Raw genomic sequence first — 20,026 nt, forward strand, 5'->3', positions numbered from 1 at the left:
GAGCCCTCTGTGAAAACAGAGGGCTTTTTCATGTGCGCCGGGCATTCCCGCGCAAGTCAGTCCCACTTAAGTCAGCGCCTCTCAGGTCAGCCCCCATCAGGTCAACCCCGCGCAGGTCGACTTTTAACATATCTATCATCTTACCTTTCGTAAGGGTAATGGCTGAATAAGAAAGATTTAACCGCTGCCGTATCAGCAATGCGTTGCAGATGTGGCTAAGCCAAAACTCCCTGACCATTGCCTCAAACAGGTGCAAGCCTTTGCGCAGCTCAATGGTGACCGAACCTGTTTCATGACGGTGCACTCCCGGCTGGGTGAATGTGACGGTATACCCCTCGAATTCAATGATGAGTATTTCCGGGATTGTAAAAGCGTTTTCGGCTGTTGATGCCTAGGAAAAGGGGGAAGTCAACGGGCGCGCAAACAGATCATAGTATTCAATACGCCTTTTACGTTCACGGCCGCAGGTAAAGAAATCTACAATATGCTGCTTGATACCCTGGGGAGATGCGCTATAGCAATTAACAATAATATCAATATCCGCACCGGTTATTTAATCGCTAAGAGAATAAAGACTATAGCCTGCGGTTGCGCCAGCCACATCCCAGGCAAAGTCTTTCCAGCTCCATCCGCTGCCGGTGGCGCGGCTGTCGAAGCCTTCTTTTGCGGCGCCAAGGGAAATGGAAAAGGCAAAGCCGATATTGCGGCTGCGGGCCGGCGAGGCGTTTTGGTGCTCCGCAACGGCGCTGCCCGCCATGGCAAGGGCGGCGGAGGAAACAAAATGCGCCGCTTTATCACGCCCGGTCCAATTATCCTGCGCCATATGGGCGCAGGCACTGCATCCCATCAACGGTAGCAAAACCAATATCCTCCACGCCCGTCTCATTGGCGTTTTAGAGGATCCGGCTGATTAAGCGATCGATACGGATACGCCGCAACCGGCGAATCAATTTACGCACTTTTACCGGGTAATCACCGATTCTGTCCAATTGGGTAAAATGCGTGATGACATGGGTATGGGTGCGGATCAGTCGCAGTTCATGCTCCCGCTGCTCCTGCAATGATTGCTTTGGATCGTGAATCAGCAGGGCATTCTCCAAATCCAATCGCCACGCACGGGGATTGAGATTATTGCCGGTGAGCAATTGCCATTCATTGTCGACCCACATTCCTTTCAGATGGTAGCTGTTGTCACCGTCTTTCCATAACCGCACCACCAGTTGGCCATTATCAACATAACGCTGCAAGCGGCTCAGGAAGCGACGCAAATTGATTTCATACAGATAAGGCAGCGCGCCGATAATCTTAAAAGGCTGATCTTCCGGGATATAAAAATCATTGGCGGTTTTATCGCCGACGATGATTTCCACCTGCTTGTTTTGGCGCAGCAGAGAGATAATGTTTCTGACCAATAAGGCAGGCATATTAAAATATGGCGTGCACATTATGATCTTGCTGTTGGTACTGGACATCAAATGGTGGATGGTCTTGTTCAGCGGACTTCGCTTACCGAGGCCCACCAGCGGGGTGACGGTCAGCTGTTCGTAGGGCGCCGTATCCGGGTAGGAATAGGATGCCTCCCGCAGGGATTGGCGGAACAGTCGGGTCTCGTTGCGAATTTCGATGCTTTTAGGCCGATCGGGATTATCCAGGCGATTGACGGCGGGGGCGGTTAATCGCTGTTTTAGATAATCCAGCATGCAGTCGGCCAGGGCCGGATTGTGAATCACCTGATAGCGATCGTAGCGGTATTTGTCCAACTGATGCAGATATACGTCATTGAGACTGGCGCCGCTGTAAATGACGGTATCATCAATGATAAAACCTTTTAAATGCAGCACACCCAAGGCTTCACGGGTGTTTACCGGTACGCCGAATATCGGTACCGAAATATCGGGATGTTCTTTCGCCATGCGGCAATACCAATCGGCATTGGTGTTCACCGCCGCGACGCCGATGCGCCCGCGCTGTGCCCGATGCCAATCCACCAAGACGCAGACCTCGAGATCCGGATAGAGTTGCTTGGCCCGGTATAGGGCGGAGAGCACGGCATCGCCCCCTTCATCTTGTTCAAGGTAGAGCGCCACCAGATAAATACGCCGCCGAGCCCCTTCGATGGCATTCAGCAAGGCGTCACGGAATTCTTCTGGACTGAAAATCGTTTTTACATCTTCAACCGTCTGGGGAATTTTGGGCAGTTGTGCAAGGTGTTGTTGGTGTTTGGTACGTCTAAAGTTTGACAACATCACAGTGCGCTTCTTCTCTTGTCATCGTATGGTGGAATGACCATATGCAAAACATAATTATGCGGAATCGGCCATAATAACATTACTTTTAGCCGTTGTGGCCATGTTTCGCCGCAGGTTGATTAGCCCTTGAGGTAATTTTACCCACCGCGGCAGAAGATTCGGCTTTCAACCGCAGCGATAAAGCGGCAATACCGTCCTCCATCTGCAGCTCGACGGTAAACCCGAGTTTTTTCGCCAGGGTGAGCATTCCCTGGTTGCCGGGCATGGTGACGGCGGTTAAATGCTCGAGCCCATGCTCACGGGCGTAGGCGATCATTTTTTCCAGCAGCAAACGCCCCAACCCCAGTTTTTTTAAATCGGATCTCACCAGCACCGCGAATTCGGCGTTGATATTATCCGCATCGGCGATAACCCGGGTCACGCCGATGATGGTGGATTCGAGTCCGTGGCGTCTTACCGCGACAAAAGCCATTTCACGATCGTAGTCGATTTGCGTCATGTAAGCCAAATCTTCATGGGTAAATTCAGCGATCTCGCTGAAGTAGCGGTAATAAAGGTCTTCCGGCGTGACCTGGCCGATGAACTGTTTCAGCAGAGGCTCGTCTTCCGGCAGGATAGGCCTGAGCAGGCAGCGCTCGCCGTTTTTCAGGAGAATGGTGGATTCAAGTTTTTGCGGATAGGGGCGGATGGCCAGGCGCGCTTCCGGATCGCCGCGGCATTCCGCCAGGGTCAGGCTGACATCCAGCAGAGTCATATCGCCGCCGCAGGCCAGTAAGGGGTGTATATCGAGATGAACGATCTCGGGGCAATCCAGCAGGAGCGTGGATATTTTCACCAGCAGCTGGCTCAAAGCGGCGACATCCAGCGGGTAGAGCGGCCGGCGGTCGCGAATAGCGCCCTTTTTCAGCCCTTGCAATACCATATTATGCGCCAGGGCCATATTCAGGGGCGGTAACCCCACCGCCATCTGATCCGCCTGGCGCCATTCGCTTTCACTTTCCCCCATCAGGATCAGCGGACCGAAAACCGGATCCTGCTCCACCAGGATCCGCAGCTCCTGGGTGCCGGCGCGGTTGGCCATGCTTTGCACCAGCATACCGTCAATACGCGCCTGCGGATAAGCCTGTGCGACCCGTTCCGTCATGGCATTGGCCGCCTGTTCCACTTCACGGGCGTTGCGCAGGGAAAGCATGACGCCCTGAACGTCTGACTTATGGGCGATATCCGGCGAACGTAATTTAAGCGCCACGGGATACCCTATTTTATCTGCGATAGCTACCGCCTCGGCGCTGTTGCCGGCAATCCAGGTGGGTAGGGTGGCGATGCCGTAGGTCTCGACAATCGGCCGGATTTCATGGGTGGCCAGATGAAAAACGCCTTCATCCAGCGCCTGGCGAATCAACTCATGGGCCCGTGCGGTATCCGCCGCCAGGCTGACCGGCAGTGCCGGGGTTTCCATAAGCTGCTTCTGGTTGCGCCGATATTCCGCCATATGCATAAACGCGGTAACCGACCCTTCAGGCGTACGGTAAGTGGGGAGCCCCGCCTCGGTAAAATAGCGCCTGGCGTCACGGGAGGAAAATTCACCGCTCCAGTTGGTGAGTACGGTAACCTGTTTGCCGCGGGGATGCTGCTTGAACAGCTCGATAACCCGCTGCGCGGTTTCACTGCTGGGGGAGACGGCGCTGGGGGCATGGAGAATCAGCACCGCATCATAATCCCGGCTGTCCAATAGGGACGACAATGCCGCCCGGTAGCGGGCCGGGTCGGCATCGTCCCGTAGATCCAGGGGATTGGCGGCCGCCACCTCCGGCGGCAATACGCTTTGCAACGCCTGACGGGTGGCGGGACTCAAGGTGGCCAGCTTGCCGTGACGGCTAAGAAGCTCATCCAGCGCCAACGCCGCCGGCGCGATGCCGTTGCTCACTATCATCAGGCGCTCGCCCCGCAGCGGGCGCATATGGCTCAAGGTTTCCACCGCCGAAAACAACTCATGGGTATCCCGCACCCTTAGCATCCCGGCGCGCTGTATGGCGGCATCATAGGCGGCATCCCGGCCCTGAGGGTAATTCAACAGCCGCTGCGCCTGCGGCGTGCGGCCGCTTTTGATCACCAGTATGGGTTTATTGCGCGCCGCGCCGCGGGCGGCGGATAAAAAGCGTCGCGCGTCGCTCAGGTGTTCCAGATGCAGCAGTATCGCGCTGGTTTTGCCGTCCCGTGCCAGAAAGTCCAGCACATCGTCCACATCGATATCGATGCTATCGCCAAGGGCGATAAAGTAGGAAAAGCCGATTTCCCGCTGCTGCGCCCAGTCCATGATGGTGTTGGCCACCGCGGCGGATTGTGAAATAAAGGCCAGTTTGCCTTTGTGGATATGTATGGGTACCGGGGAAAAGCTGACGTTAAGCCCTTGCCAGGGAGAGACCAGGCCGAGGCTGTTGGGGCCGAGCAAACGCACGCCGTATCGCTGGGCGCAGGCCTTCAATTCGGCGAACTGGCCCGTGGGCGAGGACAGGATAATCACGGTTTTGCAGCCGTGACGCCCCAGCTCATCCAGCAGGCCGGGATTACGGCGGGCGTGGGTACAGATTACCGCCAGATCCGGTATTAACGGCAGGCTGGCGACATCGGGATAACTTAATACCCCGCAAACCGCGGAATATCGCGGCGTAACCGGCAGCACCGGGCCGCCGAATCCACCGGCCAGCAAATTACGCATCATCAGGTAGCCCGCCCGGCCCGGCGTATCCGACGCCCCCAGTACGGCAATGGATTTAGGCCTGAGCAGCGCGTCCAATCCTCGTTGACTCATTCGATTCCCCTTCCGGCGCACTGGCTAAGTGTATGCGTTTTTAGGGCAGGGGTGTTGTGATGGCGCGAGGAATTTGCAGTGTATTGTGGTGCGATTTACCCGCCAGGTAACGGTTGCGGAATAAGGCGAAATGATCCGCCAGAGCTTCCGCCGCCGCGTTATCCCCGGCCTGATACAAAAGGGTGGCGGCCACCTCGGCGGTGCAGTGGTGCCCGTCGCCGTGGGATTCCCGCAGCCGATAGGCGGAGAGGGTGTGCAAATCCAGGGATAAAACCGGGAAGTTTGACAAATAGGGACTCTTGCGAAACATTTTTCCCGCTTCCGGCCAGGTGCCGTCCAGCATAATGAACAGCGGCGGTTTCGCCATCGGGTCGATTTTATTCAGTACCTGCCGGCCGGCGGGGACGTGCCGGGCCGGGAAAACCACATAGGGCTGGCGTTCATTGTCATTCACCGCCGCCAGCAGCGCCGGCGCCGGTTCGGTGCGGGACCAGAGAAACGCCTGGGTGTCCGGCAGGATATCCGCAATTAATCGTCCGGTGTTACTGGGTTTCAATGGCTCTGAATCAAACATGATCAGACAAAACCGGCTCAGGGCCACGCGGGGCGTGATATGATCGCACAGGCAAAGGGGAAGCGGCAGCAGGCAGTCTTCACAGCGTATCACCCGGCATCCGCGTGCGCGAAAAGGCCTGGTGGCGAGTGCAAGGCGGTATTGACGCAAGGCCAGTACGGCATTTTGTGTCATAGCGTGCTCAATAAAAAGAGAGAGTTTACCGGACCGGCGGCGAAAGGCGGTAATTTTTTTCAGTCAGTGTCATCAGGCGCATGCCGGGAATGTCTCCCCGGCGGCGGATTGGAGGGATTGAGGTGGCTCAAGAGGCGTTTTGGATCGAGAGGCCTTCGTCGAGCCACTCTTCAAACGGCCCTTTGGGCATGGCGCCATGCAAGGAATCCACCATTTGGCCCTGTTTGAAGACCATGATGGTGGGAATGCTGCGGATCTTGAAGCGGGCGGCCAGCTGCGGTTCGGCCTCGGTGTTGACTTTGAGGAATCGCACTTTGCCACGGCGTTCATTTGCCACGGTCTCATAAACCGGAGCAAAACCGACGCAGGGACCGCACCAGGGCGCCCAGAAATCCACCACGACCGGCAGATCGTCCTGCAGCAATTTGTCCAGGGTCTGGGTGGTGGCGTGGGTGACTTTACCATCCAATAGCGCTTCGCCGCAGCGGCCGCATTTGGCGCCGTCGTTGGCTTTTTCTTCCGGCAGGCGATTGGTGGCCAGGCATGATGGGCATACGGTATTCATATTTTAACCTCGTGGAGCGGTCCATAGCCGCTCTTTATCTGAGCAATGATCTCAAGTATGGTGAAAGACCGGGCGGGTGACAAAATGATTTACCCGATGGCTTTGATAGTTGCCGGCTTTAACGCCGACTCGGTAGCTAAAAAGAACGAGATCAGGTAATCTTCGCGCCCAGCACTCGGGTGGAGAAACAAATGAGCGATTCGCTGAAGGGTAAAAACAATAAAGTCCGTGTCATGTACGTGCGTAAAGATGAAGAGGAAGCGCCTCGTCGTCCCGCGCGCTCTGCGCCGCAAGGCCGCGACAGTACCAATAAGCGAGGGGAAGCGCCGCGTCGCGGCGAGGGGCGTCCCCGCCATGATAGACCGGACGATGGGGGAAGCCGCCGGGATAAACCCGCCGCCATGCCTGATTCGCCTTGGAAAACTCATTATCAAACCGAGGATGAACCGTTGGTGGCCGATCACGGCGGTATCAGCGGAAAAAGCCTGATCGATCCCGAGCAATTGCGGCGCCAGCGCGCGGAAGAAACCCGCGTTTACGGTGAGAATGCCTGCCAGGCTTTGTACAAAAGCCGTCCTGAGTCTATTGTCCGCGCCTGGTTCGTGCAATCCGTCACACCGCGTTTTCGCGATGCGCTGCGCTGGATGGCCGCCAATCGTAAAGCCTATCACGTGGTTGATGATGAAGAGCTGGCCAAGGCATCCGGCACTGAGCATCACGGCGGCGTGTGTTTCCTGATTAAAAAACGTACCGGCCTGGATGCCGAATCCTACCTGCAACAGTCGGTGGCGGTGGAGAAGGACTGCGTTATGGCATTGGAAGACGTGTCCAATCCCCATAACCTCGGCGCCATATTGCGCAGTTGCGCGCATTTCGGCGTCAAAGGGGTGATAGTGGATGACAGCGCGGCGCTGGAGTCCGGTGCCGCGATTCGTACCGCTGAAGGCGGCGCGGAACATATCAGCGCTATCCAGACCGATAATTTGCCGGATGATTTGGACCGTTTTCGCCTGGCGGGTTATACCGTCGTCATCAACTCCGGCCGACAAGGCAGCCCGCTGACCTCGGTAACCCTGCCGGAAAAAATGGTCTTGGTGCTGGGCCAGGAAGGCAACGGTCAGTCCGATGTGACTGCGATAGCAGGTGATCTGTCGGTGTCCATCGGCGGCACCGGCCGGGTCGGCGGTCTGAACGTCTCGGTGGCCGCCGGGATTTTGCTGGCGGAGTGGTGGCGGCAGCATCTTTGAAACACCGGCAAACCGGCCCGTCTTTTAGATAACCCCGCCCATCAGGTGGGGTTATTTTCAACCAGCAATTCATCCAGTTTATCCAACAGCTTGCGGGTGACCGCTTCAAGCTGCTGCTTCTCTTCGCCGGTCAATGTCGACCACAACGCCATCAAACTTTTATGCTGCGGCGGTAATAAGCTGTTCAGGAAAGCTTCCCCGGCATCTGTGAGATGCAAATGCAGGCAGCGGCGATCGCTTTCGCTCTCCTTGCGTTCAATCCAGCCGCGCTTTTCCAGCTCGTCGGCGATACGGGTGGCATTGGTGCGCGAGGATCCCAGTGCTGAACTGAGTTCAGAAGGTTGAATGCTGAAATTGTCCTGGGACTCCAGGGTAAGCAGCGCCATAAACAGCGTTTCGTTGATTCCCTGGGCTTTAAGCATGCGATTGCGGTTTTCCAGCAGCTTTCCCTGCATATGCATACACAGGCGGGTCAGCAAAATTTCCTGAAAAGGAAAACCGGCCCGACGTTGGGCGCGTTGGGTTAACATGTGTTCAATGGGCGTGAAGGAACTTTCCATAATAGTAATCACCTCATTAGTTACTGGAGGTATAGTAACTAATGTAATCACCGGTGTATATATTTTCTACATAAAAAAATAAGTAACCTATGTATATCCGCCGTCATAATGGCAACAGTTTAAACACCAGTCCATAGCACAGCGCCCCGGCCAGGGTGGCAAGGACGATACTGCGGGTTTTATAAAACAGCGCTATCAGCAGCGCAAATCCGCATAAAGTGGGCACTAACTTATGTGAGTCGCGCAGGACATCCGGTACGCTTGAAACCACCAGCAGGGCGCAAATCGAGGCGATGCCGATGCCGTCCAATATTCGGCCTATCCAGCGGCCGGGGTGATGTTCGCGCTTGCCTGCGCCCTCCCCCAGACGCAGGGGAAGATAGCGGAACAGGTAGTTGGCCAGGCCGACAACCAAACCGATAACGATGATGGTATGGCTCATGGGTGCTCCATGGCGGCTGTTTTCCCCGGGCCCACCAGGGCGGCGAGGCAGCCGCCGCCGATGCCCGCCAGTATCGCCATGGGAATCGACAGCAGCAGCAGGCCCGCCAGCGCGCCGGTCAAGGCGGCCGTCAGTACCAGGGCCTGACGCCGCTGGAAGGCCGCCAGCAGGAAACTGAGGAATAACGCGGGCAGCATAAAGGTCAATGCCGCTTCCAGCGCCGGATAGGCATTTAGCGGGCCGTTGCCGCACAGCGCGCCGGCGGCGGTTCCCAGCACCCAGGAAACCCACGAGCATGCCGCGACGCTTATCATCCAGTTTTCCGACCAGCGCCGGTTGTCTTTGATTAATTTGGCAATGGCCGCCGAAAAGACCTCGTCGGTCAGTCCGAAGGCCCATAAGGCGGTCTTGCGGCGCGCCAGGCCGCCCTGGATATGGTGGCGCAGCGCCGGCCCGTACAACAGATGCCGCACATCCATCGCCATGACCGTTAAGGCCGCGACCCAGATGGACATGCCGGCGCTCAGCAGGGTGGTGATGACGAACTGGCTGGCGCCGGCGTAGATAACGCAGGAGAGAAATATGCCTTCCAGCGGGGTGAAACCCAGTTTGACGGCGTTCATGCCGAAAGCGAACGCCACCGGCACATAGCCGATAACAATGGGCAGGCTGTCGAAAATGCCTTCGCCGAAAGTCGCCTTCGGCAACGGCGGGCGGTTATGCGGATTTTCCATATACGCGTTTTTCTCGGTTCTTAATCCGCATCCCGCGACGAAGCGCGCGGGAAAATCCGGATAGAAAATGGAAAAGATTATTCCCGATCCGCGGCGAAATTACGAGGGGCGAACGTGCTTGTTGTCAGACCAAAGGCAGATGACGGCAGGGCGGCTACTTTGGCAGGCGGAAAAACCACGCCCGCTTCGACCCGGCCTTGGCGCGCTCTCCCTTTAGCACGCCGGGTTCAGATCCGTGTAAGCGGGCCTGGCGTGCCATGAGGCGCTCGGGCGGGCGGAAAAACCACGCCCGCTTCGACCTCATTGGCGCGCTCTCCCTTTAACACGCCGGGTTCAGATCCGTGTAAGCGGGCCTACCACGCCGTGGGGCACTCGGGCAGGCGGAAAAACCACGCCTGCTTCGACCCCACCGGCACGGTCTCCCTTTAACACGCCGGGTTCAGATCCGTGTAAGCGGGCCTGGCGTGCCATGAGGCACTCGGCCGGACCGGTTTCAGAATGCCCAGTCCTCGTCTTCGGTATTTACCGCCCGTCCCATGACATAAGAGGAGCCGGAGCCGGAGAAAAAGTCATGGTTTTCGTCGGCATTGGGCGACAGGGCGGATAAAATAGCCGGATTGACCGCGGTCATGGACGCCGGGAACAGCGCCTCATAACCCAGATTCATCAGCGCCTTATTGGCGTTGTAATGGAGAAAGGCCTTTACATCCTCGGTCCAGCCGACGCCGTCATATAATTCCGCGCTGTAGACCAGCTCATTCTCGTACAGATCCTGCAACAGGTCATAGGCGAAAGCCTTGATGAATTCCCGCCGCGCCCCATCGCATTGTTCCAGCCCCCGCTGGAATTTATAACCTATATAATAACCGTGTACCGCTTCATCACGGATAATAAGACGGATAAGGTCGGCGGTATTGGTGAGCTTTGCCCGGCTGGAATAATACATGGGCAGATAAAAACCTGAATAAAACAGGAAGGATTCCAGAAAGACGCTGGCAATTTTTTTCGCCAGCGGATCGTCCTGGCGATAATATTTCTCGATAATGGCCGCTTTGTTTTGCAGCGCGCGGTTTTGCTCGCTCCAGCGGTAGGCGGCATCCACGTCCGCCATCGGACACAGCGTGGAAAATATCGAACTGTAAGACCGCGCATGCACTGCTTCCATAAAGCTGATATTCGAAAAAACCGCTTCTTCATGGGGAGTGGCCGCATCCGCCATCAGGGCCGGCGCGCCGACGGTATTTTGCACCGTGTCCAGCAGGGTCAGACCGGTAAATACCCTGATGGTCAGCTGTTGCTCCAGGGCGGATAATGTTCCCCACGAGGTCACATCATTGGACAGCGGGAGCTTTTCCGGCAGCCAGAAATTGGCGGTTAAACGATTCCAGACTTCCAAATCTTTATCGTCCTCCAGGCGATTCCAGTTGACCGCCTTAAGGGGGCGCATTGGGTGAGCTGTTGTCATGGCAGGGGGTCCTTGGTTCACAGTGCGCAGGAGACGCAGCCGGCGACTTCCGTCCCCTCCAGCGCCAGTTGACGGATTCGGATGTAATACAGGGTCTTGATGCCTTTTTTCCAGGCATAAATCTGCGCTTTATTGATATCCCGGGTGGTGGCGGTATCCCGGAAAAACAGCGTCAGCGACAGGCCCTGGTCCACATGCCGGGTGGCGGCGGCGTAGGTATCGATAATCTTTTCCGGCCCTATCTCATAGGCGTCTTGGTAATATTGCAGATTGTCGTTGTCCAGATAAGGGGCCGGATAATAAACCCGCCCGGTTTTGCCCTCTTTGCGAATCTCGATGGGGGACACTATCGGATGAATGCTGGAGGTGGAGTGGTTGATGTAGGAAATGGAGCCCGTGGGCGGCACCGCCTGCAGATTCTGGTTGTACAGCCCGTGCGCCATGACCGATTCACGCAGGGCCAGCCAGTCATCGCGGCCGGGCAGGCGGATACCGGCGTCGGCGAATAGCCGCCGCACCCTTTCGGTTTGCGGTTGCCAAATCTGCTCCAGGTAGGGTCGGAAATACTCGCCGGAAGCATAACGGGAACCGGCAAAGCCGCTGAATGACGTGCCCCGCTCCATGGCCAGCCGGTTGGAGGCTCGCAAGGCATGATAGGTGACGGTATAGAAATAGATGTTGGTAAAATCAATCCCTTCTTCGGAACCGTAATAAATATGCTCGCGCGCCAGGTAACCGTGCAGGTTCATCTGCCCGAGACCAATGGCATGGGATTCGTCATTGCCTTTGACAATGGAGGGAACCGAATTGATCCGGCTCATATCCGATACCGCGGTCAATGCGCGGATGGCGGTTTCCACCGTATTGCCGAAATCCGGTGAATCCATGGTGCGGGCAATATTCAGTGAACCCAGATTGCAGGAAATATCCTTGCCCACCTCGCGATAGCTTAAGTCCTCATTATAGAGGGTGGCGCTGTTGACCTGCAGGATCTCCGAACACAGGTTGCTCATATTGATTCGGCCGGCGATGGGATTGGCTCGGTTAACCGTATCCTCGAATACCATATAGGGATAGCCGGATTCGAACTGGATTTCCGCCAGGGTCTGGAAAAACTGCCGGGCGTTGAAGGCGGTTTTACGGATGCGGCTGTCCGCCGCCATCTCATGGTATTTCTCGCTGATATTCAACTGGGAAAAAGGCTCTCCGTAGACCCGCTCCACATCGTAGGGGGAAAACAGATACATCGGCCGGTTGTCCCGCGCCAGCTCAAAGGTGATATCGGGAATGACCACGCCCAGGGACAGGGTCTTGATGCGGATTTTTTCATCGGCGTTTTCCCGCTTGGTATCGAGAAAACGCATGATATCGGGGTGATGGGCATGGAGATAGACCGCGCCTGCGCCTTGGCGCGCACCCAGCTGGTTGGCGTAGGAAAACGCGTCTTCCAGCATTTTCATCACCGGGATGACGCCTGAGGACTGGTTTTCAATGCGCTTGATGGGCGCGCCCGCTTCCCGCAGGTTGGTGAGCATAAACGCCACGCCGCCGCCGCGTTTCGAGAGCTGCAGCGCCGCGTTGACCGAGCGGCCGATGGATTCCATATTGTCTTCGATGCGCAGCAGGAAGCAGGATACATACTCTCCCCGCTGCTGTTTGCCGCAGTTGAGAAAGGTCGGCGTGGCCGGCTGGAAGCGGCCGGTCATCATCTCGTCCATCAGGCGGACGGCCAGGGCGCTATCGCCGGCCGCCAGGGTCAGGGCCACCATGCAGACCCGGTCTTCGTAACGCTCAAGATAGTGCCGGCCATCAAAGGTCTTCAGGGCATAACCGGTGTAAAATTTCAGGGCGCCCATAAAGGTCTGGAAACGGAAATGGTGCGCATCCGCCTGCCGGAACAGGCGGTCGAGAAATTCAGCGGAGTAGGGCGCCAGCACCCCGGCTTCGTAATAGCCCTCCTCCACCAGAGCCTGTAGTCGGGCCGCAAGAGACGGAAATTGCCGGCTGTTGGGCACCACGTGCTGCCGGTAATAACACTCGATGGCCTGGCGGTCTTTATCAAATTGGATATGGCCTTCCGCGTCATACAGGTTCAACAGGGCGTTCAATGCATGATAATCCGCCAGGTCTGGGCCCGGACGGATAATGTTCAGTTCTGTCGTTGCCAAAATTCGGTCACTCCTTCACGTACCTGCCGCACGTCTTCCGCTGTTCCCAATAATTCAAAACGATAAAGAAAGGGAACCTGACATTTCTTGGCGATAATATCGCCCGCCAGACAGAACGCCGCGCCAAAATTCCGGTTGCCGGCGCCGATCACGCCGCGCAGCCAGGAACGATTGGTTGCATCATTGAGAAAACGGATCACCTGTGGCGGTACCGCCCCGTGTACGCTGCCGCCGCCATAGCTGGGCGTAATGAGGATATAGGGGCAGTCCACCCGCAGCCGCTGTGAGGTTGCCAAGGGAATACGCTGATTGGGCAGGGAGACCTTGCCGACGAACCGGTGCGTATTCTCAGAGCTGCTGGAAAAATAAACCAGGGAGGTCATAACGTTTACGACGCCATGGCCGCGGCGGCCAATGCACCGATCTTGTCCGGCCGGAAGCCGCTCCAGCTATCGCCGGCGGTTTCCACCACCGGCACCTGCTGAAAACCCAATGAACGGACATAATCCAAGGCCTGTTGATCCTTTAAAATATCCACTTTCCGATATTGAATACCTTTGCTGTCCAGGGCGCGGCAGGTGGCGTGACATTGGACACAATCCGGTTTTGTGTAAATAACAATGCTCATGATTCGCATTTACCTTGTGTTTGGGTAAAAGATCCCGATGGTGTATGATGCGGTACGGGTGGTAGTGGAAACCTGTAGTTAATACTATATGTAGATATTGTTTTTATCAACCACGCAATATATGGTGTTAATGAGGAAAGGCTTCAGGGGGATTGCGGCATAAAAAAACCGCTCTTCGGGAAGAGCGGTCAGACTGCCGATACACTTGCGCGGCACTACTATGCCATGGCAGGGTGGGGTTCTCACCCGCCGGGCATTAAATTTAACGGCGGGACAACAGTACGCCAAGAACAATGCCCACCGCGGTGGTGATGCCCAGGCTCTGCCAGGGTTTTTCAACTACGTAGTTTTTGGTCTGAATCGCGGTATCCCGAGCATACTGGCCGATGCGGCTGGTACCGTTGACGCGGGCGCGCGTGTCTTTCAGTATGCCTTTGGCTTTACTGCGCAACGCGTCCAATTGTTCTTGCGTCGTTTTTTCAGAAGTGCTGAGCAATTCATCCAAAGTGTCGGCCAGCAGAGAAACATCGTCTTTGATATCTCGTTGTATGTCGTCTTTTTCAGCGTTCGTAAACATGTGTTTCTCCTTTTCGGTTATAGAGTGCTTTAACTTTAGTACATTCAGTCGCTTCTTGCTGGCGGACCGCTGGTTCCACGCATGATGGCCGATGTATAAACGACGTTTCAGTGTTGCGTCCCACGAGCGGCGGACAGGCGAAACGAGCGGCCTGTCAGGCCTTTGCAGGCGAAGCGGGGGAAGGGGAGCGGCAGGAATCATCCCCTATTTGGAATATTCCGAAAAAGCGCCGGACGTCTACAGGCGGGCCCTGTAACTGATTACATTAGCAGCTTCACTTCACCCAGACTGAAGAGAGGACGAACCATGTATTTAAGACCCGATGAAGTCGCTCGCGTACTGGAAAACGCCGGTTTCGAAAGAGATTATATTACCCGGCAATGCTATGGTTATCGCAAAGGACACCACTATGTCTATGTGAATAGGGAAGCGAAAATGGGCAGAACCGCTCTGGTGGTGCATCCCTCGTTGCGGGACAAAAGCAGCCTGTTCGCCGCCCCGGCGGATCCGGTGCGCTCCAGCGACAGTTACCGTGCTTTCCCCGCCGACCCCGAGGGTACGCCGGACAGTCATTACGGTATCCCCCACGGCTTCAGCTCCCGGGCGTCATTAAATCATTATTTGAAAAAGATGTTTAATTGAACCCACGGGCGTGAGTTCGCCCATTGCCCTACCTGACCGTCGTTTTCGTCGCAGGAAGATCAGAGGATTTCGGTCCCGGGCGCGGCCGTTGTTATGTTTAACGTAAGTATGGTTCCTGCTCTTTAACGGATTGCGCCGTTACGGCATACAGCTCGGCGCGTCCATGGTGATTAAACAGACGCTGCTCTTGAATGTCGTTCAAGGCGAATTGTTCGGCAAAGTTTCTGAGCGTTTCCGTGGGGTAGACTATCCCGACCCGCCGGTGAGAATCTCTACACAAACTTTTCTGAGAGTCTTTGCAAAGGCTTTCCATGGCTTTAGCGACAAAAAGACCACAGGCATTGGGTGCATTTTCTTGTAAATCCTCTTCGATAAAAGTCACCGCGCGCTCCTGTCTCACCCCGCAATGATGGGCAAGATTGACCAAAAAATTTTTCTCGTTTGGATTTAAATAACGCAAACTGTCCAGGACGATCGCGTCTTTTTGATTATCGGCGTTGATAAACCAGCCGAACAGAATCCAATGATCGCGGAAAAGTAATGGAATAAAGCGGGCCGCCGGCTCCGACGCGGGTATTCCGCCGGAAATGCCGCCGGTTCCGCCAAATGAAATGTACGGGGAATCAACGGCGGGAGAATCCAATGATAATAAAATGCGTTGGGGGTTTCCATTGGTCACTTCATCATTTGCGATGTCTGCGGCGGGGTAAAACCTGAGGTTATCATCAACCTGTAGCGCGCTCGAGAAGGCGTTGATTTCCACCGAGGAAATATACCGGTTTGTGGCCAAAGCCGATTCGGGGGTGTTCTCGTTCACTTCACTGATATATGTTAAAAACGCGGATGAATCCAGCATCTTATCAAAGAGGGCAGCCTGCTGCGCGGATCCGCTATCGGCTTCGAACGCGGCCATAATCAACAGTTTTGTCGGCAGTTCCCATATATCGGTACTTTCCCGCCGCGTATGTTGATTTCTTTGCTGAACCAGGGTGAAAAGCCGCAGACTGTCTTTACCGAGCTGCTCTTTAACCAGCGTATCGCCGGGCTCTTTACCGCTATATAAATCAAAAAGGAAATTTTCAGCCACAGCAGCTTCAGGGCTGGCTTGGCAGGCTAGGGTGAACAGGTATTCAATGCTTTCGGCAACATTCTTTTTTGCCTGCTCCTTGAGCTCTCTGAGTAAAGGGGCGCGCCCAGCGGGTTGCCGCTCTGAAAGCGGGTTTTTTATTGAAAAATCATAGGGTGAGTGAATGAAGTTTCCCGATGATTCTTGAACAGCATTAAACATTTTTTTACCTTGGCTCGTATCATTTCCAGGATCTTAAAGATCCATCCGCCCCCTGGCTTCCATAAATCGCCCTTGTCAGCTTATTATTTGGCCCTGAAACCTTTTAGCTGATGCGCAATGAATAGCGCCCTTTGGTAACTCCCTCCCGTGCTGCCCAAGCCTCTCTCTTAGTATGCGTGAGGTGCACTTTTTTGATGAAAAAATGCAACAAATGCACCCTAAAAGCTCATTTAACGTACGTTCTAAAACCCTCATACCGGCTACAAATCTATTGATTACATAATTAATCAATTAATTAATTGATTAGTTAATTAATGGCACGTTAGTTGCTAAATTAAGGGGCGACGCCAGGTCACGGCCACCGGCGTTAGGACGCAATTTTGGCTGATCTGCCCTGATTATCGGGTTAACCGGGTAAAGACGTTTCAGGAGTTCCGAGGAATGAGAAGACTAATTATGCTGCCCCATACGCTGTTGTTATACGCAGGTTTGGCTCTGGGAAGTATGGTTTACGCAGCTGACGGCACGCCCCTCGCCATGGATAAAACTTTGCACGATCAACTGCCGGAAAAAATCAAAAACCAGGGCTATATCAGTCTGGTCACCGATGCTCACTACCCCCCTTGCGAAGTCTTCGCCGACGATAATAAGACCATGCTCGGATTTGAGCCTGATTTGTGGGATGCGATGGGCAAGGTGCTGGGGGTGGCGATTAAGCCGGCATCCATTGATTTCGACGGATTGATTCCCGGGGTGAAAAGCGGACGTTACGATATGGCGATGGAGTGTATCTCCGACAGCCTGGAACGGGAAAAACAGGTCACCTTCGTGAATTACGCTTATGCCACCAATGAGGTTTATACCCTGGCCGGCAACAAAAGCATCGTGAGCGATCCGTTATCCCTCTGCGGCCTGAAAGTCGGCGTGCAGTCCGGTACCGATTTTCAGCATGCCGTTACCGAAATATTCTCTCCCAACTGTGTTAAAAACGGTAAGCCGGACATTAAAATTACCGCGCTGCCTTCGGCGGACGCCGTGCTGCTGGCGCTTTATGCCGGCCGCATCGATTTTGTCCTGAATGACGCCGCCGCCGCCGCCGCAATCAAAAAAGTGGCGCCCCGGCCGATACGTACCGTCACCATGCCTTTAATGCCGAAATACTATCTGGGCATTGTGGTGAAACCGGATAACCAGCAACTGGCGCAAACCTTGCTGGGGGCGCTGAAGGTCTTGTACGGCAACGGCGAGTATGCCCGCATCATGAAGAAATGGGATTTGGAACCGGTGAAGCTGGAACAGCCGGGTATTAATCTCTTCACTACCCGCCCGATGTGATCCGGCGGCGGTGAATGCGATGCAATCGTTAAATCAGGCAGCAGTGCCGGACCCCCAAACAGCCGGCAGTGGATGCGGGTGGTGGGAGTTGAATCAAGCCTCAGTGGCGGAACCTGTTATGGCCGACGCCGTCCTGGAGTGCGACGTGCTGGTGGTGGGGTCGGGTAGCGCGGCCCTTAGCGCGGCTCTTGCCGCGTCGGTGGCCGGGCTGTCGGTACTGGTCATGGAAAAGGCCGCGAGCCTGGGGGGGACGTCGGCGATGTCCGGCGGCGCGGTGTGGGTGCCCGCCAACCATCATGCCCTGGCACAGGGGGTGGCGGACAGTCCGGAAGAGGCGCTGGCCTATTTGCGCGCCACCGCCCCGGCGGGATGGCGGGAGACGGAAGACCCGCTTTGGCGGCAGTTCGCCCGCCGTGCGCCGGAGATGCTGGCCTTTTTGGAGGACCATACCCCGCTAAGGTTCGAATTGACGCCGGAATCCGATCCCCTCATGGCCTTCGACGGGGCCAAACCTTTCGGCAGAATGGTGACCCCCGCTCCTTTGCGGGCCGCCGTATTGGGCCCGGGTTCCTGGCCTATCAGGCCTTCGCCGCTGCCGCAGGTTTATACCTATCAGGAAGTGATCCGCGAAGATATTTATCATCATCCGCTGCGGGTGGCGGCCAAACTGGCGCCGCGGTTGGCGTGGCGCTGGCTGACCGCCACCCGGACCAAGGGCGCGGCGCTGATTACCGGACTGCTGGCGGGTTGTTTGGCCCACGGCTGCCGGGTAGAGACCTCTGCGCGGGTGCTGGAGCTGATTACCGACGATGTACAGGGGGTGACCGGCGCCTGGGTGGCTCAGCACGGCCGCTTGATTCGGGTAGCGGCGGTCCGGGGCGTGGTGCTGGCCAGCGGCGGATTCGAATGGGACGCCCGCCGCCGCGCCGCCCATTTTCCCGGTCCTTTCGACGCCATCTCCAGCCCGCGCACCAACGAAGGTGACGGGCATCGCATGGCCGAGTCCGTCGGCGCGCGGCTGGCCCATATGGATCAGGCCACCATCAGCGGATCCCTGCCCACCCGATATGAAGGCCGGCCTTACGGTCTGTCGGTGTTTTTCCAATATGAGCCGAACATCATTCTGGTGAACCGTCACGGTCGGCGGTTTACCAATGAATTTCAGTTCAATCTCGGCGAGGCGCTGGATACGCGTTGTGAACAAAGCGGCCTGCCGCTGCACCTTCCCGCCTGGTTGATTGCCGATAGCCGATTGCTATGGCGGGCGCCTCTGCTGCTGGCTTTTTCCTTGCGCACCAAGGGCTGGCTTCGCCGTGACGCTACACTGGGCGGGCTGGCGGCCAAACTCGGGTTGCCGCCGGGGGCGCTTGAGGATACGGTGGCGCGCTTCAATGCCTGTTGCGAACAGGGTGTTGACCAGGATTTCCAGCGCCATTTGTCCGCCGGCCATGGGGCGGGAGATCGCCGCTTTCATGGCGGATTGATGAAAATAGCACGCGGACCGTTTATCGCGGTACCGTTCAACCGAAGCTTTTTGGCCACCAAGGGCGGCCCGCGCACCGATGAATTCGGCCGGGTGATACACCGGGACGGCACGATTATCCGCGGTCTGTATTGCGCCGGCGTGGCCATGGCCAATCCTATCGGTTCACGCGGCGTAGGCGCCGGCACCACCCTTGGGCCGAATCTGACCTGGGGTTACATCTGCGGATGCACCCTGGCGCGGGGCGGTGATTCCGTCTCCCCTTCACCGGAGAAAACAGAGTGATGGAAAAGACGCTGATGGCGGGTAAAACCGCCCTTATCACCGGCGGTTCGAAAGGCATCGGCCGGGCCATTGCCCTGCGGCTGGCGCAAGCTGGCGCCAATATTGCATTGCTACTTAGAAACGATCGGGCCGCGGGGGAAAGCCTGCTGAAGGAAATTCGCGCCATGGGCGGACGGGCGGCGGCATATTACGGTGATATCACCGAGCGGGGGCAGGTGGCGGAACAGATTGAGACCATTACCGCTGTTTTTGGCGGTATCCATATGCTGGTGAACAATGCCGGCGCCATTGCCCATGACGACCTGTTGACCCTTGGCGACGATCGGTGGCGGCAGGTGATCGACACCAATCTCACCGGCTGTTTTGTGGTGGCCACCGAAGTGGCGAAACAGATGCGCGCCCGTGGGGGCGGCGGCATCGTCAATATTGTCGGCGCCTCGGCGCACCGTTGTTATCCCGGCGCCGGCGCGTTTGGTCCCAGTAAAGCAGCGGTAGTTAACCTGACCCGGCAAATGGCGATTGAATGGGCGGATTACGGCATTCGGGTCAATGGGGTCAGCCCGGGTCCCATTCGGGACGCCGATGAAAACTGGCAGCCGCGGGAGCCGCAGCTGGCGGAGGAAGTGGCCCGCTTGCCGCTGCGCCGGGCAGGACGGCCGCAGGAGGTGGCGTCGGCGGTATTCTATCTGCTTAGCGCCGACGCCGGTTTCACCACCGGCCATATGCTGGCGGTGGACGGGGGCGGCCTTTGCACCTGGTATATGACCCGATGAACAGCCGATCGCTATCCATAATATC

Annotated in this window: 19 protein-coding genes; 5 read left to right on the forward strand and 14 right to left on the reverse strand. The window is 56.5% G+C overall.

All coding sequences use genetic code 11. The annotated features are described in order from the left end of the window. Positions 1-553 precede the first annotated feature (553 nt). The 5 genes from HB631_RS18520 to trxC form a co-directional block, all read right to left on the reverse strand. Positions 554-886, reverse strand: a complete 333-nt coding sequence (locus HB631_RS18520) for a YfiM family lipoprotein (protein ID WP_213992662.1) — start codon at positions 884-886, stop codon at positions 554-556. A 7-nt stretch (positions 887-893) separates the two neighbouring features. Further along, the gene (gene pssA / locus HB631_RS18525) at positions 894-2,246 is read right to left on the reverse strand and encodes a CDP-diacylglycerol--serine O-phosphatidyltransferase (protein ID WP_213992663.1); all 1,353 of its coding nucleotides are present in this window, start codon (positions 2,244-2,246) and stop codon (positions 894-896) included. A gap of 88 nt (positions 2,247-2,334) precedes the next feature. Beyond that, positions 2,335-5,061 carry a bifunctional acetate--CoA ligase family protein/GNAT family N-acetyltransferase gene (locus tag HB631_RS18530; RefSeq protein ID WP_213992664.1) on the reverse strand — a complete coding sequence of 909 codons (2,727 nt, stop codon included), beginning with the start codon at positions 5,059-5,061 and terminating at the stop codon, positions 2,335-2,337. A 40-nt stretch (positions 5,062-5,101) separates the two neighbouring features. Continuing rightward, the gene (locus tag HB631_RS18535; protein ID WP_213992665.1) at positions 5,102-5,809 is read right to left on the reverse strand and encodes a tRNA-uridine aminocarboxypropyltransferase; all 708 of its coding nucleotides are present in this window, start codon (positions 5,807-5,809) and stop codon (positions 5,102-5,104) included. A gap of 127 nt (positions 5,810-5,936) precedes the next feature. Next, positions 5,937-6,374 carry a thioredoxin TrxC gene (gene trxC, locus HB631_RS18540; protein ID WP_213992666.1) on the reverse strand — a complete coding sequence of 146 codons (438 nt, stop codon included), beginning with the start codon at positions 6,372-6,374 and terminating at the stop codon, positions 5,937-5,939. A 191-nt stretch (positions 6,375-6,565) separates the two neighbouring features. Here trxC and HB631_RS18545 point away from each other — a divergent pair, with 191 nt between their 5' ends. After that, positions 6,566-7,621, forward strand: a complete 1,056-nt coding sequence (locus HB631_RS18545) for a tRNA/rRNA methyltransferase (RefSeq protein WP_213992667.1) — start codon at positions 6,566-6,568, stop codon at positions 7,619-7,621. Between the two features lie 41 nt (positions 7,622-7,662). Here HB631_RS18545 and mprA read toward each other — a convergent pair whose 3' ends face one another. The 8 genes from mprA to HB631_RS18585 all read right to left on the reverse strand — a co-directional run bounded on the left by mprA (position 7,663) and on the right by HB631_RS18585 (position 14,195). Further along, positions 7,663-8,181, reverse strand: a complete 519-nt coding sequence (gene mprA, locus HB631_RS18550; RefSeq protein WP_213992668.1) for a transcriptional repressor MprA — start codon at positions 8,179-8,181, stop codon at positions 7,663-7,665. 103 nt (positions 8,182-8,284) lie between these two features. Further along, positions 8,285-8,623, reverse strand: a complete 339-nt coding sequence (ygaH, locus tag HB631_RS18555; protein WP_213992669.1) for an L-valine transporter subunit YgaH — start codon at positions 8,621-8,623, stop codon at positions 8,285-8,287. Further along, entirely contained in the window at positions 8,620-9,357 is a 738-nt protein-coding gene (locus HB631_RS18560; RefSeq protein ID WP_213992670.1) for an AzlC family ABC transporter permease, read from the reverse strand. Before HB631_RS18560 ends, ygaH begins: the two co-directional genes overlap by 4 nt. A 493-nt stretch (positions 9,358-9,850) precedes the next feature. After that, on the reverse strand, positions 9,851-10,843 hold the full coding sequence (gene nrdF / locus HB631_RS18565; protein ID WP_345945722.1) for a class 1b ribonucleoside-diphosphate reductase subunit beta: 993 nt from the start codon (positions 10,841-10,843) through the stop codon (positions 9,851-9,853). Continuing rightward, positions 10,840-12,990, reverse strand: coding sequence for a class 1b ribonucleoside-diphosphate reductase subunit alpha (gene nrdE / locus HB631_RS18570; protein ID WP_213992672.1), 2,151 nt, complete (start codon positions 12,988-12,990; stop codon positions 10,840-10,842). Before nrdE ends, nrdF begins: the two co-directional genes overlap by 4 nt. Further along, the gene (gene nrdI, locus HB631_RS18575; RefSeq protein ID WP_213992673.1) at positions 12,972-13,373 is read right to left on the reverse strand and encodes a class Ib ribonucleoside-diphosphate reductase assembly flavoprotein NrdI; all 402 of its coding nucleotides are present in this window, start codon (positions 13,371-13,373) and stop codon (positions 12,972-12,974) included. Before nrdI ends, nrdE begins: the two co-directional genes overlap by 19 nt. A gap of 5 nt (positions 13,374-13,378) precedes the next feature. Continuing rightward, on the reverse strand, positions 13,379-13,618 hold the full coding sequence (nrdH, locus tag HB631_RS18580) for a glutaredoxin-like protein NrdH (RefSeq protein ID WP_213992674.1): 240 nt from the start codon (positions 13,616-13,618) through the stop codon (positions 13,379-13,381). Positions 13,619-13,880: 262 nt separating this feature from the next. Then, entirely contained in the window at positions 13,881-14,195 is a 315-nt protein-coding gene (locus tag HB631_RS18585; RefSeq protein ID WP_213992675.1) for a DUF883 family protein, read from the reverse strand. A gap of 306 nt (positions 14,196-14,501) precedes the next feature. On the opposite strand from HB631_RS18585, the gene HB631_RS18590 reads away from it, so the two are divergent. Beyond that, positions 14,502-14,837: a DUF2002 family protein gene (locus HB631_RS18590; protein WP_213992676.1), complete on the forward strand. Its 336-nt coding sequence runs from the start codon at positions 14,502-14,504 to the stop codon at positions 14,835-14,837. Positions 14,838-14,934: 97 nt separating this feature from the next. Here HB631_RS18590 and HB631_RS18595 read toward each other — a convergent pair whose 3' ends face one another. Further along, positions 14,935-16,125 carry a hypothetical protein gene (locus HB631_RS18595; protein WP_213992677.1) on the reverse strand — a complete coding sequence of 397 codons (1,191 nt, stop codon included), beginning with the start codon at positions 16,123-16,125 and terminating at the stop codon, positions 14,935-14,937. A gap of 441 nt (positions 16,126-16,566) precedes the next feature. On the opposite strand from HB631_RS18595, the gene HB631_RS18600 reads away from it, so the two are divergent. The 3 genes from HB631_RS18600 to HB631_RS18610 all read left to right on the forward strand — a co-directional run bounded on the left by HB631_RS18600 (position 16,567) and on the right by HB631_RS18610 (position 20,001). Further along, positions 16,567-17,460, forward strand: a complete 894-nt coding sequence (locus HB631_RS18600; RefSeq protein ID WP_255557109.1) for an ABC transporter substrate-binding protein — start codon at positions 16,567-16,569, stop codon at positions 17,458-17,460. A 118-nt stretch (positions 17,461-17,578) separates the two neighbouring features. Continuing rightward, complete coding sequence (locus HB631_RS18605) at positions 17,579-19,228, forward strand: FAD-dependent oxidoreductase (RefSeq protein WP_213992678.1); 1,650 nt, start codon at positions 17,579-17,581, stop codon at positions 19,226-19,228. Next, positions 19,228-20,001 (forward strand): SDR family oxidoreductase, encoded by a 774-nt coding sequence (locus tag HB631_RS18610; protein ID WP_213992679.1) that lies wholly within the window; start codon positions 19,228-19,230, stop codon positions 19,999-20,001. Before HB631_RS18605 ends, HB631_RS18610 begins: the two co-directional genes overlap by 1 nt. The last annotated feature ends 25 nt before the right edge of the window (positions 20,002-20,026 follow it).

It is taken from the genome of Sodalis sp. dw_96, assembly GCF_018449575.1.
In the GTDB taxonomy this organism is placed as follows: Bacteria; Pseudomonadota; Gammaproteobacteria; order Enterobacterales; family Enterobacteriaceae; genus Acerihabitans.

What these genes read in the sequence shown, in the direction of transcription:
- HB631_RS18520 (WP_213992662.1), bottom strand. Translation starts at nt 886, where the DNA reads ATGAGACGGGCGTGGAGGATATTGGTTTTGCTACCGTTGATGGGATGC.
- pssA (WP_213992663.1), bottom strand. Translation starts at nt 2,246, where the DNA reads ATGTTGTCAAACTTTAGACGTACCAAACACCAACAACACCTTGCACAA.
- HB631_RS18530 (WP_213992664.1), bottom strand. Translation starts at nt 5,061, where the DNA reads ATGAGTCAACGAGGATTGGACGCGCTGCTCAGGCCTAAATCCATTGCC.
- HB631_RS18535 (WP_213992665.1), bottom strand. Translation starts at nt 5,809, where the DNA reads ATGACACAAAATGCCGTACTGGCCTTGCGTCAATACCGCCTTGCACTC.
- trxC (WP_213992666.1), bottom strand. Translation starts at nt 6,374, where the DNA reads ATGAATACCGTATGCCCATCATGCCTGGCCACCAATCGCCTGCCGGAA.
- HB631_RS18545 (WP_213992667.1), top strand. Translation starts at nt 6,566, where the DNA reads ATGAGCGATTCGCTGAAGGGTAAAAACAATAAAGTCCGTGTCATGTAC.
- mprA (WP_213992668.1), bottom strand. Translation starts at nt 8,181, where the DNA reads ATGGAAAGTTCCTTCACGCCCATTGAACACATGTTAACCCAACGCGCC.
- ygaH (WP_213992669.1), bottom strand. Translation starts at nt 8,623, where the DNA reads ATGAGCCATACCATCATCGTTATCGGTTTGGTTGTCGGCCTGGCCAAC.
- HB631_RS18560 (WP_213992670.1), bottom strand. Translation starts at nt 9,357, where the DNA reads ATGGAAAATCCGCATAACCGCCCGCCGTTGCCGAAGGCGACTTTCGGC.
- nrdI (WP_213992673.1), bottom strand. Translation starts at nt 13,373, where the DNA reads ATGACCTCCCTGGTTTATTTTTCCAGCAGCTCTGAGAATACGCACCGG.
- nrdH (WP_213992674.1), bottom strand. Translation starts at nt 13,618, where the DNA reads ATGAGCATTGTTATTTACACAAAACCGGATTGTGTCCAATGTCACGCC.
- HB631_RS18585 (WP_213992675.1), bottom strand. Translation starts at nt 14,195, where the DNA reads ATGTTTACGAACGCTGAAAAAGACGACATACAACGAGATATCAAAGAC.
- HB631_RS18590 (WP_213992676.1), top strand. Translation starts at nt 14,502, where the DNA reads ATGTATTTAAGACCCGATGAAGTCGCTCGCGTACTGGAAAACGCCGGT.
- HB631_RS18595 (WP_213992677.1), bottom strand. Translation starts at nt 16,125, where the DNA reads ATGTTTAATGCTGTTCAAGAATCATCGGGAAACTTCATTCACTCACCC.
- HB631_RS18600 (WP_255557109.1), top strand. Translation starts at nt 16,567, where the DNA reads ATGAGAAGACTAATTATGCTGCCCCATACGCTGTTGTTATACGCAGGT.
- HB631_RS18605 (WP_213992678.1), top strand. Translation starts at nt 17,579, where the DNA reads ATGGCCGACGCCGTCCTGGAGTGCGACGTGCTGGTGGTGGGGTCGGGT.
- HB631_RS18610 (WP_213992679.1), top strand. Translation starts at nt 19,228, where the DNA reads ATGGAAAAGACGCTGATGGCGGGTAAAACCGCCCTTATCACCGGCGGT.